Below are 12,106 nucleotides of genomic sequence, written 5' to 3' on the forward strand. Positions count from 1 at the left end.
GGGGGGCGTTGCCGAGGCGCGCCTCTTTTTACGGACATAAGGATTTTTTCGATGTCGTTACACCCTGATCTGGAAGCCTTCCTCGACCTGGCGCAAGACGGCCAGGACGCAGGCCTGCCGGCGCTGCATCAAATGACTCCGGCCGAGGCCCGGGCGATTTTCGAACAAACCACCGCGCAATTGCGTTGGGATGCTCCTCAGGATATTGATGTGCTGGAGGTCAACACCACGGCCCGGGAGGGTGCGCCGCTGGCATTGCGTTTATATCGCCCGAGCGGGGCGACGGCACCGATGCCGGTGCTGGTGTATTTCCATGGCGGTGGTTTTGTCGTGGGCAGCCTGGATTCCCATGACGGAGTCTGCCGCGAATTCTGCCGACGTACGCCGTGCGCGGTGTTGTCGGTTGGCTATCGGCTGGCGCCTGAGCATCGTTTCCCGACGGCGCTGGAGGACGGTGAAGACGCCTTGTCCTGGCTAGCGGAACAGGCGTTAGCCCTGGGGCTGGATGCCGGTCGCGTCGCGTTCGGCGGTGACAGTGCCGGTGCCACATTGGCGACGGTGCTGGCCTTGCAAGCGGTGGTTCAGCCACACACCGTGGCCATCGTTCCCAAGGTGCAGTTGCTGTGTTATCCGGTCACTGATGCCTCGCGCACCCACGATTCGCGTCTTTTGTTCAGTGAAGGGTATTTGCTGGAGAACGACACGCTGGACTGGTTTTACCAGCACTACGCCCGCCGCCCCGAAGACCTGCTGGACTGGCGCTTCTCACCCTTGCTGGCCGAGGATCTGCGCGGTGTGGCGCCGGCGATTGTGTTGCTGGCGGGGTTCGATCCGTTGCTCGATGAAGGCCAGGCCTACGTCGATAAACTGCGCGCGCAGGGGGTGAGTGTCGAACTCGAACATTGCCCGGGTTTGACTCATGATTTGCTCAGGCTGGCCTCGGTCATGCCGGATGTGCTGAGCGTGCATGAAAGCTTGAGTCGGGCGCTGAGTCGGCATTTGGGTTGAGTGCGATTGATCGTTCCCACGCTCCGCGTGGGAATGCAGTTCGGGACGCTCCGCGTCCCACCCCCTAAAGCCGAACGCGGAGCGTCCGTTGAAGCATTCCCACGCAGAGCGTGGGAACGATCGGTTACAGGTTCTTCGCTAGCCTCGCGGATCGTAGTTATCCAGCACCCGATTCACTGCCAACTCACCAAGCATCACCACCTGCTGAATCCCCAACATCATGTTGCGATGTGGCATGTCCATCAATCCGGCGAACTCACTGAGCATCATGCTCGCTGACGCCAGGGATTCGCAGGCGTTGACCAGTAGGGTTTCGTTATCGACCTCGGCGCCGACATGGTAAATGGTGCTGGGTTTGCGCTTGGTGTCTTTGGGGATGGGCGGCTTGAGGTAGTGATCGAGGGCGCGGTCGGCGGCTTCGTTGAGTTTTTTCGAATCGAGGGATTCGTACGGGGATGTTGGATCGGTTTCAGGCGGGTTGGGTGTGGCTTTGAACATAGTAATGCTCCTTGATTAGTGGAGCCGCCACGGTTCGCTGCGAAACGAAGATAGGTGGCAGCTGTACGCAGGTTCGCAGACCGGGAATCAAGGAACCCGGCAGACCCGAAGATCTCCCGCGCACAGCCGCCATAACGCAATTCAGCGAACGAATAACGTCATCTGAAAAGGAACGGTGGCGCTGTGCGCCTTGATTGACCCGGGCTGCGAAACCCGATCGCTGTTTTTCAGCGACCCGGAAACGATAGAGCCCGGCCTCAAGGCGCACAAGCCGGCGGATTCTGGCGCAGTCGTAGGCAACGGCGCAAGGATGTGTAGCCTGGGTGAGTATCTGGAAGTGTCGTTTTAAACAGTGCCTGTTTAGCGGTCTGACACGAGCCTTGTGGTGGCTGTACCGGCGTCATCGCGGGCAAGCCCGCTCCCACAGGTTTGTTGATCGTTCCCACGCTCCGCGTGGGAATGCAGCCCGGGACGCTCCGCGTCCTTCCAGAGCCGAACGCAGAGCGTCCGTTGAGGCATTCCTTTGCGGCGCGTGGGAACGATCTAACCATTGCCATTTCTCGCCTTGCTCACAAAAAAAACGCCCCGCAATTGCGGGGCGTTTTCATTGAGGCTGCAATCAGAAGTCAGCCTTGACCGACATCACGAAGTTGCGCGGTTCACCGTAGAAGTTACCCCAAGCTTCGGTACCGACCGTGGCGTAGTAGCGCTTGTCGAACAGGTTGTTGCCGTTCAGTGCCACGGACCAGGTGTCGTCGATGCGGTAGCCGATGCGACTGTTCCAGACCGCATAGCCAGACTGGGTGACATTGTTGCCGCTGGTTGGCGAGGTGCGATAGTTGCTGCTTTGGGCATTGACGCCGGCCCCGACGGTAACGCGTTCCAGTGGACCGCTGAGGGCATAGTCGCCCCACACTCGCAGCAAGTGGCGCGGCACATAGGTGTTGTACGACACGCCATCCTGACTGACGTCGGCGTCTTCCAGCACCTTGGTCTGGGTGTAGGTGTAGCCGGCCAGCAATTGCAGGCGGTCAATGACTTCACCGCTGACTTCAGCTTCGAAGCCTTGGGCGCGCACTTTGCCGGAGTTCTGCGAGCAGGTGCTGTCCGGGCAGGCCGGGTCATCCTGGGCTGCGTCTTTCTGGATGGTGCGGAACAGGTTGAAGGAGCTGTTCAGGCGACCGTCAAACCATTCACCCTTGATCCCCAGTTCATAGCTCTGGCCGATCAATGGCTTGAGCGTCGCACCGGTGATGGTCTTGTAGTTGCCTTGCGGGGTGAAGATATCCGCGTAGCTGGCGTAGGCGGTCAGGTTGTCGTTGATGTCGAACAGCAGCGCCGCAAACGGGGTGACTTGCCCGGTTTCCTTGGCCTCGGAACTGATCGGTGTGCCTTCGCCGCGCCAGAACGAGACAGAGTCGGTTTCGGACTTGTACCAGCTGACGCGGCTGCCCAGTACGAAGGTCAGCGGATCGGCCAGTTTCAGGCGTGCCGTGGAGTAGGCGCCGTATTGCTTGATCCGCATGTCTACCGGACCACCCCGGGTAGCGTTGGCCAGGTAGAAACTTTCATCCGGCTGGGGCAGGTGATGGTTGGGGTTCAGCACATTCTGACGATCAGGCAGGAGGGCCACGGCGTAGAAGTCATCTTTGCGGGAGCGGCTGGCGTTGGCGCCGACGATCAGCTCGTGCTCTTGGCCGAATGCGTCGAACTTGCCGTCCACATAAGCGTCGAGGCCGTAGTCGACCTGATCGTAGTCAAAGATGCTGCCGATCATCAGGGTATCGGTGCTGGTGGCGCCAACCGGTACCGTTCCGCTCGGGAAGGCGTATTCCATGTCCTGGGTGTTTTTCGAGTAAACCCCCGCGACCTTCAGCGCCCAGTTGTCGTTGAATTCGTGTTTCAGGTCGCCAAAGTAAGTGGCCCGCTTGCTGCGCTGGTTGTTCCAGGCGGTGTTCAGGCACGTGGAGCGAGAGAGCTTCAGGTCGCTGCCATCGGCGTAGCGCGGCAAGCCGCCCCAGCACGGAGTGGCATCGACGTCTTCATAGGCCATGCCCAAGCCCAGGGTGGTGTAGTCGCTCAGGTCGAAGTCCAGCGCGCCGTAGTAGATCTGGTCCCTGCGTTCGCCCACGTCATAGAAATACTGACGGGTCTGCTGGGTCACCACGGCCCGGCCACGAATGGTGCCGGCGTCGTTCAGCGGGCCGCCGGTGTCAACCTGGCCACGGTAGTTGTCCCAGGTCCCGGCAGACAACGACAGTTGAGTGTGCGGGGTGTCCTGGCCGCGCTTGCGCACGAAGTTCACACCCCCCGCGGTACCGCCAGCGCCCTTCATCATCCCGGCCGCGCCGCGCAACACTTCGACTCGATCATAGATCGCCATGTCGCTGTTGAAGGCATCGGCCTGCACGTAGCTGCTGCCGATGTCCAGCGGCACACCGTCGTACTGATACTGGCCGGTCATGCGGAAACCCCGGGAGTAGAAATACTTGCCGCCCATTGGCGAATCGTAAACGGTGATGCCCGGGGTCTTTTCCATGACCTGTTCGATGGTGTTCAGGTTCTGGTCATCGAGCATCTTGCGCGTGATGACGGTGATCGATTGCGGGGTTTCCTTGAGCGAGTGCTCGCCCTTGCCGATGGTCACCGCCCCGGTGGTGTAGGAGTTGCTGCCTTCGGTGGTCGCACCCAAGCGCTGACCGTTGATACTGGTGGGTGCCAGTTCCATCGCGCTGCCGGTGGCCGGCGCCAGTAGCGTGATCGTGTTGCCGTCGCGCTGATGGCGAATCCCGCTGCCCTTGAGCATCGCGCTGAGCGAATCATCGTCCTGATAGCGGCCGTTGAGGGCACTGGAGCGCAGGTTCTGAATGCTCTCCGGGCTGTAGATGATTTGCAGACTGGTCTGTTGACCGAGGGTCTGCAGCGCCTGAGCCAATGGCTGGGCCGGGATGTTCAGGGTCCATTCCTGAGCCTGGACATAAGGCGTCATGGCCAGGGTCATCGCCAGGCCGAGGCCGGTGGACGTCATGCGCGAGCGGGTCGTGCTGCTCATTAACAGGGCGCGGGTCAGAGGTCGAAGCATGAAACGGGATGCGGACATGAGGTTAAGACCTTGGCAGGTATAGTTGGTAATGGTTCTTATTCATCTCATTAAGACGAGGAGGCCGCGGCAAACCGGAAAATTATTTTTCCGATCGGCCACGGCCTCGTCGATTACGCGGGTTGCAGTTCGCTTTTAACCTTGCCGGCTTCCATGCGCACCAGTTGATCTGCCACGTCGAAGTAGCGGTCATCGTGGGAGATGACGATGATGGTTTTGCCCAGGCGCTTCAGGTCGGGCAGCAGTTCGGTGTAGAAAATGCGGCGGAAGGTCGGGTCCTGATCGGCGGCCCATTCATCGAACACCAGCACCGGCCGTTCTTCGAGCCAGGCATTGACCAATGCCAGGCGTTTGCGCTGGCCGGTGGAAAGATCGGTGGTGCTGAACGCGCCGTCGCGCACGCTGACCTTGTGCGCGATCTCCAGACGTTCGAGGTAGCGCGTGGCATCCTGCGGCACTTGCCGGTCGCCCTGAATCAGGTCATCGAACAGGTAATAGTCGGCAAATATCGTAGTGAAGTTTTGTCGGTAGTCATCGCGGTTGAGCGCGGTGATCGGCTGGTCGTTCACGCGGATCTCGCCTTCGGTGGGCGCATAGAGGCCCAGCAGCAGTTTGATCAGCGTGGTTTTGCCGCAGCCATTTTCACCGACGATGAACACGATGTCGCCTTGCTCGATGCGCAGGTTGACCGGGCCGAGGCGGAAGGGCTCGCTGCCTTCTACCGGCGGGAAAGCGTAACGCACGTTGCTCAATTCCAGGCTGTGGACCGGGCCGGGTTTGTGGCCCTGATCCTCCAGCAGCAGGTGCGGCTCGGGGGAGGAAAACTGTTCGCTGAGCTCGGCGATCCGACGAAACGCAATCTGCGCGCGGCTGATGATTGGCAGCGTGCTAACCAAGTGTTCCAGCGGCCCTTTCATGTACAGCAGCACCAACACAAAACCGCTCATCACGGCTTTGTCGGAACTGGGCCAGAACGATTGCAGGGCCAGCGCCAGGCCGATGACCACGAAGAACAGCATCGAGCCGAACGACTTGGCAATGACGAAGGTATTGATCGAGCGGATCTGGGTGTCACAGATTTTCTCGGCGGTTTTCTGGATGCCGGACACGAACATGCGCTGACGTCGCGGGCGGTGGATGCGCAGTTCCTTGGCCCCTTCGGCGATGGCGTTGTAGTGCTTTTGCAGCTCGTCTTCAGAGTCTCGCGCCGCGTAAAAACCGCGCATGCCCTTGGCCCGGGCGATGGCCTGGATGGTGGTGCCGATGGCGATAGCGACCAGCATCATCAGAAACATCGGCCACGACAGCATGGCCAGATAGCCGAGGCAACCCAGGGTCACGGTCAGGGAAATCGCCAGCGGCGCGAAGGCGAAGGCGAAATCGCTGATGGTGTCCACGTCATGGGTCAGCACCGGGATCAACCGGTGACTGCGGTAGCGCTCGATCTGGTCGATCGGCGCCGACAGCACTTTCTCCCCCAGTTCTTTGCGCAGCCTGGCGATGATGTGCTGACCGACGTAGTTGGTGCCGATGTCAGACAGAATCGAGGTCAGCAGCGCCAGCACGCACAGCCCGGCGAAAATCATCACCACGGTGCGAGTCAGGCCGTCAGCGGAGTGCAGGGCATTGTTGATGGTCGCCAGCAACACGGTGACGCTCAGGCCACCGATCATGCCGAGCACGATGGACACAGAGACGATCAGCCGGAAGGGCTTGAGCAGGGCGAACAATTCGTTGATCGCCCCACGCGTTGGCTTGGTCATGGAGGATTCCTGCTTCGGTGCGGAGTGCGGAGGGAGTGCCGGTACTTAAGGAAAACGAATGGTTGCGGACTTTATTTAAACGGCGGCAAAGGGTAATGCCGGTGTAGCAGCTGGCGCAGCCTGCGTTCGGCTGCGCAGCAGTCGTAAAACCAGAGGTTGCGGTGCGTCAGGCGGACCGTGTCAGCCGGATTTGCGACTGCTGCGCAGCCGAACGCAGGCTGCGCCAGCTGCTACAGGAGTGTGTGAGCTCGAAAGGATTCAGAGCTCACGCACTACGCGAAACCCCAGCCAGTCGCCGCTGCTGGTGGGCAGGCTGCTGTTGCGATTGCCGGAGCGGGAAAACACCGGCGCTTCGCCCCAGTCGTTGCCGCGCATGACATGGCGTTTGCAGTTCTGCTCCAGCCACGGGCTGCCGTCGCTGGGCACGCCGACATAGTCTTCGCGGTAGCAGTCGGCGACCCACTCATAAACGTTGCCGTGCATGTCGAACACACCAAAGGCGTTAGCCGGGAAGGTGCCGACCGGGGAGGTGAAGTTGTAGCCATCGGCGGCACCGTAGGTGTTGGCGTTTTTGGAGATCTGGTAGTCGGCGCCTTCATCGAACGCAAACGGGAAAGATCCGGTGCTGCCGGCGCGGGCGGCGTACTCACGGATCGACTCGCTAGGCATGCGATAGGCATGACCGGTTTTCTTCGACAGCCAGGCGATGTAACCCTCGGCTTCGGCCACGTTCATGCACACGGCCGGGTGACGCGCGGTCTGTTTGAAGCTGGGTTTGCCGGCGGTGCAGCGACGTCCCGGGCGATCATCGAAGTCGGCGGGGGTGTTGCCGGTGGCGCGCACGTACGCATCCCATTCGCCGGCCAGTACCTGGAAGCGGCTGATGGCGAAAGGGCGGGTGAAGGTCACTTCATGCAGCGGACCTTCATCGGGCTGGTGGCCGACTTCATCCTCTGGCGTGCCCATGGTGTAGCTACCGGCGGGCAGCACGACCATTTCCGGACAGTCCTTGCAGTCCTTGAACACTTTGCCTGGGGCAGGCGTGTTCGCGGCCTGGGCGGCGCCGGGCAGCAGGCCGGCGAGCAGTGCGGTCAGTGCCAGGGCCGATAGGGTTCGCAGGGAAAAGGGCATAGGGAGCGTTTTCATAAGTCGTCTCGGTTAAAGGAAAACGGTGCTTCGGAGCGGAGGTTCACGCGGAGCGCTTTTTTCCCAGCACGTCGATAAAACGCTCCACATCGGCTTCGGTATTGAGCAGTCCCGGTGCGGTGCGGATCACCGGGCCGGCGTCGCGGCTGACTGCATCGCTGACAATCCGGTTTTGCATCAGGTGAGCCGCCACGGCATCGCCGTCCTGACCCTTGACCCGGAAGAAGCTGAACCCCGCCGAAAACTTCGGATCGACCGGGGTGACCAGTTCGACGCCCGGTTGCTCCAGCAAGCGCTGTTTCAAGTAGCTGTTGAGCTGATGGATGCGCGCCTGGACGTCGGCCTTGCCCAGTTCCAGGTGCAATTTGAATGCTTCGTCCACGGCCCAGCGATGTTCGAAAGCGTGATAGCCGCCCGGGGACATGGTGGTGGAAAAGGTCGTCGCTTCGGAGAAGGTCGGCACGCTCGGGCTTACATATTTCAGCGCTTCGCTGCGGCTGCAAACGATGCCGGTGCCGCGGGGGCCGAACATCCATTTGTGGGTGCCGGCAATGAAAAAGTCGCAGTTCATCGCCGGGAAACTCAGGTCTTCGACGCCGAAACCGTGCACGCCATCGACCACGTAAACGATCCGGTCCTTGTCGTCGCGCTGGCGATTGTGTTCATCGACGAGACCGGCGATGTCGCTGATCGGCAGCTTCACGCCACTGCCCGAGTGCACCCACGTCATGCCGAGCACGCGGGTCTCGGGGCGGATGTTGCGGTTGATGGTCTCCAGCACCTGGTCGGCCGAGATCGACTGTGGCTGCTCGAACAACTGAATCTTGCGCACCCGGGTGCCATCGCGCTGGTTGCGAAAATGCAGGATGTTGTTCGTGGAGTAATGCTCATGAACGGTGGTGAGGATTTCCTGATCGGGGCGCACCTGCACGCCGCCATAAATCATCGCCAGGCCTTCGGTGGTGCTGCCGGTGAGGGCGATCTGTGTCGGTTTGGCCTGCAAATATCGACCGGCCCAGAGCCGCACGTTTTCTTCGCGCTGATGGGTCACGCCGTGGTCCCAGTCCATCGCGAGCCCGGGATTCAGATCGAGAGCGGCGCGGTGACGGGCGATGGCCTCGCGCACGGGTTTGGGGTGGGAGGTCACCAGGAAGTTGGCGAAGTGGATGTAATTCGGGTCCTGATCAAACAACTGACGCAATTGCGCCCATTTGTCCCGGGGCAGGGTTTGCATCTGCGCGGCGGCGACCGGTGAGCCGAGGCTGGCACCCAACGGCAGGCCAGCGGCGAGGATCCCGGCCTGTTTCAGAAAAGTCCGACGGTCACTCATGGCTTTACCGTTTCCTGGCGAGAAATCAGCGTGGGCTTCGCGGCTTTTTGCACCTGTTCCCAGACCCGCAGGAAGTTACCGCCCCAGAGCTTGGCGATGTCGGCTTCGGAATAACCGCGCTGGATCAGTTCGGCGGTGACGTTGCGGATTTCGCCGACATTTTCCCAGCCCTTGATGCCGCCGCCGTCATTGAAGTCCGAAGCGATGCCGACGTGGTCGATGCCGACCTTGCGCACGGTGTAGTCGATGGCATCGCCGAGGTCCTTGAGCGTGGCCTTGGGTTCTTCCTCAAGAATGGCGTACAGACCGCTGGCGTATTGACCAAGCTTCTGTTCGGACCAGGCGGTGATGATCGGGTCGCCGGGCATCAGCGCCATCGCCAGGTTGGGCAATGGCGGCAGATCGAAACGCGTGCGCAGGGCGTTGAGTTTGTCCTGTGTGCCTTGGGTCAGCGGTTTGAGGTATTGCGAGAAACCGACCACCTGCACCACGCCGCCGCTGTTCTTGATCAGCTGCAACTCTTTGTCGCTGAGGTTGCGCGGGATGTCCACCGAAGCCCGTGGCGCCGAGTGCGAGGCCACCATCGGCGTGCGGCTCAGTTGCGCCACTTGCTCCAGGCCTTTGGTCGACATCTGCGACACATCAATGATCACGCCCAAATCGTTGAGGCGCTGCACCGCTTGTTTGCCGATGTCCGACAGCCCATCGAGGGCATCGGGGGAGTCGTTGAAAAACGGCAGCGGTCGTGACGAGTCGGCCCAGCTGTTGTTGCCGATGTAGCTGAAGCCGAACATGCGCATGCCGCGAGCAGCCCACAGGTCCAGTTTGCTCAGGTCATTGCCCAGCGGGTAGGCGTTGAGCATGCTGATGAAAATCGCAAACTTGCCCTCGCCGTGCAGGCGTCGGAAGTCGTCGGGGGTGTAGGCGATGCCGACCTGATTGGGAAAGTCGCGCACCAGACCGGAGATGATTTTGTAGCGCACTTCCTGCTGGTTGCGCGCTTCTTCGACGAAACCGTCAGTGGGCCTGTGCGGCGCGTTCGGGCCGTTCCACATTTCCGGCCAGCCAAAGACCGTCAGGGCCGCGCCGGACAGTCGGCCACGGTTGGCCTTGATCAAATCGAACTGGCCGGAACCGTCCTTGTCGGCCTCATTGCCGTGGGCGCCGAAACTCAGGGGGACGGTGATGTGGCTGTCGAAGGAAAGGATCCGCCCCTGCAGTTCGGTGGCCTGTTTCATGACCTTGACCGGGTAGCCGGGGTTGTCCTTGAACCAATGATCCCAGACCAGCCAGCCTGCGCCGGCACTGATCGCCAAGGCCAGTGGCAGGCCGAGGTACAGCGCTTTTTTCGAACGTGTTTTTTTCATCGCCATCTCAGTCAGGTTCGCCGCCCCGGTGCAGGCGCAGGGGCCTTTGCTATCTGGGAAGAACGAGTGACCGGCACAGGAATTTAGGTAGCCCCGAAAAGATCGCAGCCTTCGGCAGCTCCTACACGGGACCGCATTTAAATTTGTAGAGGCAACAAACGTTCTAGCTTGGATAAAGCCTGCTTCAGGGCTGACACAGGTAGGGCAATGACGATTTCTCGACGCTGGTTCATGGCGGGCCTGGCGCTCACGAGCGCTGCGGTGCCTGCCGCTTTTTATGCACATCGTGAGCTGACCCGGGAAAAGGAACCGATCACGCCGGGGGAGGCCACGGTCGACCTGGCCAGCACCGCCGGCCAGCAACTGGCCGACAGCTTGCGCGGAATCTGGGACATTCGTTTTGTCGGCAGCGATGCCGGGCTTGATGGTTTGCCGCAGGACGGGCTGGAGCTGTTTCTCGACATCGCCCATCGCGGGCGCGGGTTGCGCGGTTGCCTGGACACCGGCACTCACCTGCGCGGGGAAGGCCAGCCGTGCTATCAGGTCATCGGCGATCTGGCGCCGGCCAAGGGCGCCGAACTGTACTGGCGACTGATGCGCACCGACGCCCCGCTGGTGGCGCCGATGTATGAATTCAAGGCAAAACTCGACGAAGTCTGGGCGGCGTTCGGCAATGCCGGCAGCGGCACGTTCAGCGGCCAGGTGCTGAGCCTGAATCGCCCGTTGGGTTTGCCCGAACTCGACAATCGCTTTATCGCCATCAAGCGCCGGTTTCCCGAAGCGCGGGAGCGAACTGCCCTCAATCCGGCGTTTCTGGCGTGGCTGGTGTCCCCCGAACATCGATTGTTTCATCAGCTCTGGCACGCGTCCCGGGACAAATGGCACAAGCTCTCGGAGAAAAAACGCGAGGCGTTGCGCGGTATCGGCTGGCAACCCGGCCCACGGGACAAGGAGCGTGATGCCCGCGGGCCGCGCAAGGACCGCAACGGTTCGGGCATCGATTTTTTCTTCATGCACCGGCACATGCTCGGCATCGCCCGGTCCATGCAGGATTTGCCTTCATGGCCGGCGTTCCCCTTGCCGCAGCCGGAACTCGAGCGCGATCGCCAGGGCTTCGCGCGCTATTTCGACAATCACGATGGCAATGCCTTGCCGCCGACCTGGTTGACCGAGGGCGACGACGAATACACCAAGTGGGTCAGTGACATCAAAGCCGCAGAGACCTATCACAGCAACTTCCAGGTCTGGGAATCGCAGTACCGGGATCCGCGTTACCTGTCGAAACTGACCCTCGGCCAGTTCGGCTCGGAGGTCGAGCTGGGCTTGCACGATTGGCTGCACATGCGCTGGGCGTCGGTGGCCCGGGATCCGTCCAATGAGATACCGGTGCCGATGGCCCGGGATCAGGCCGACTTTGCGGCGCGCTGGTATGCCCCGGAAAACGACTTTCTCGGCGATCCGTTTTCGTCCCACGTCAACCCGGTGTTCTGGCGTTTCCACGGCTGGATCGACGATCGCATCGAAGACTGGTTCCGCGCCCATGAGCGTTTTCACCCCGGCGAACTGAGCCGCCTGGAAGTCAACGGCGTGCCATGGTTTGCGCCGGGGCGTTGGGTGGAAGTCGGCGATCCGTGGCTCGGCCCGGACACCCACGGTTGCAGCACGACCCCGGGCCTGCAAACGGGGCGCTCGGTGGAAATGGACCCCGAAACCATGAAGCTGGCGTTGCGCATCACCTTTGGCGATGAAGACAACATGAGTGACCTGTTGCGCAAAGTGCCGCGACGGCCGTGGTATGCGCGGCATTTGAAGGTCAAGGGATGGCAGTTGTAAACCCCGAAAGATCGCAGCCTTCGGCAGCTCCTACAGGATCGATGTTCATTCGCAATATTTC

General features: G+C 61.2%; 8 protein-coding genes. 2 read left to right on the forward strand and 6 right to left on the reverse strand.

Annotated features, from left to right (window positions below; genetic code table 11):
- Window positions 1-51 precede the first annotated feature (51 nt).
- A complete protein-coding gene (locus NHU87_RS00145; RefSeq protein ID WP_253544721.1) occupies window positions 52-1,008 on the forward strand; it encodes an alpha/beta hydrolase in 957 nt (318 codons plus the stop codon).
- A gap of 138 nt (window positions 1,009-1,146) precedes the next feature.
- Here the strand turns inward: NHU87_RS00145 and NHU87_RS00150 are convergent, their stop codons facing one another.
- From NHU87_RS00150 to pvdM, 6 genes are all read right to left on the reverse strand, one after another.
- The gene (locus NHU87_RS00150) at window positions 1,147-1,506 is read right to left on the reverse strand and encodes a DUF6124 family protein (protein ID WP_253544722.1); all 360 of its coding nucleotides are present in this window, start codon (window positions 1,504-1,506) and stop codon (window positions 1,147-1,149) included.
- A 619-nt stretch (window positions 1,507-2,125) separates the two neighbouring features.
- A complete protein-coding gene (locus tag NHU87_RS00155) occupies window positions 2,126-4,606 on the reverse strand; it encodes a TonB-dependent siderophore receptor (protein ID WP_253544723.1) in 2,481 nt (826 codons plus the stop codon).
- Window positions 4,607-4,719: 113 nt separating this feature from the next.
- The gene (locus NHU87_RS00160) at window positions 4,720-6,369 is read right to left on the reverse strand and encodes a cyclic peptide export ABC transporter (protein ID WP_038982323.1); all 1,650 of its coding nucleotides are present in this window, start codon (window positions 6,367-6,369) and stop codon (window positions 4,720-4,722) included.
- A gap of 258 nt (window positions 6,370-6,627) precedes the next feature.
- The gene (pvdO, locus tag NHU87_RS00165) at window positions 6,628-7,515 is read right to left on the reverse strand and encodes a dihydropyoverdine dehydrogenase (RefSeq protein WP_253544724.1); all 888 of its coding nucleotides are present in this window, start codon (window positions 7,513-7,515) and stop codon (window positions 6,628-6,630) included.
- Window positions 7,516-7,558: 43 nt separating this feature from the next.
- Window positions 7,559-8,845, reverse strand: a complete 1,287-nt coding sequence (pvdN, locus tag NHU87_RS00170) for a pyoverdine-tailoring periplasmic protein PvdN (protein WP_253544725.1) — start codon at window positions 8,843-8,845, stop codon at window positions 7,559-7,561.
- Window positions 8,842-10,212: a pyoverdine-tailoring dipeptidase-like protein PvdM gene (gene pvdM, locus NHU87_RS00175; protein WP_253544726.1), complete on the reverse strand. Its 1,371-nt coding sequence runs from the start codon at window positions 10,210-10,212 to the stop codon at window positions 8,842-8,844. The genes pvdN and pvdM overlap by 4 nt, the downstream gene beginning before the upstream one ends.
- A gap of 207 nt (window positions 10,213-10,419) precedes the next feature.
- Between pvdM and pvdP the strand changes: the two genes are divergently transcribed.
- Window positions 10,420-12,045, forward strand: coding sequence for a pyoverdine maturation tyrosinase PvdP (gene pvdP, locus NHU87_RS00180; protein ID WP_253544727.1), 1,626 nt, complete (start codon window positions 10,420-10,422; stop codon window positions 12,043-12,045).
- The last annotated feature ends 61 nt before the right edge of the window (window positions 12,046-12,106 follow it).

The organism is Pseudomonas mandelii (genome assembly GCF_024138395.1).
Taxonomy (GTDB): Bacteria; Pseudomonadota; Gammaproteobacteria; order Pseudomonadales; family Pseudomonadaceae; genus Aquipseudomonas; species Aquipseudomonas mandelii_E.